Origin of the sequence: Micromonospora sp. NPDC047074 (assembly GCF_040643815.1) — a bacterium.
GTDB lineage: Bacteria > Actinomycetota > Actinomycetes > Mycobacteriales > Micromonosporaceae > Micromonospora.
The window spans coordinates 142209-142650 of record NZ_JBEYVB010000016.1; the positions used below are offsets into that span (position 1 = coordinate 142209).

1 protein-coding gene is annotated in these 442 nt (G+C 69.9%); it reads right to left on the reverse strand.

Going from position 1 to position 442, the window contains the following annotated elements; translation table 11 throughout:
* Positions 1-424, reverse strand: a 424-nt coding sequence (locus tag ABZ809_RS20695; RefSeq protein WP_357564177.1) for a M23 family metallopeptidase, incomplete at its 3' end; no start/stop codon positions are given.
* Positions 425-442 lie beyond the last annotated feature (18 nt).

Sequence of the window (442 nt, forward strand, 5' to 3'; positions counted from 1 at the left end):
CCGAGTTCACGAACGCGAACCGGTTGCCACTGACCGCGATGTCCCGCACCTGACCACCCCCGGCCAGCGTCAACCACTCCCCGTACACCCCGTCCTTCGCATAGAAGTTGCCGCCCTGCAACCAGCCGATCCAGTTACCGCCCAACGCCACCTTCGTCGCCCCACCCGCGTTGACGGCCCGCCACGGCGAGTACGCGCCGTCCTTCGCGTACAGCACCCCGGCCGAGTTCACGAACGCGAACCGCTCGGGGACCGCGCCGACCGGTGCCAGGTCCGCGAACGGGAGGTTGATCGGGGCGTTCTTGGTGACGGTGCCGCCGCAGGCGTACGCCGGGGCGATGTTGTACACCGCGCCGTTGCGCCGGATCTCGAAGTGCAGGTGCGGGCCGGTGGAGTTGCCGGTGCTGCCCACGTACCCCAGCACCTGCCCCTGCCCGACCTG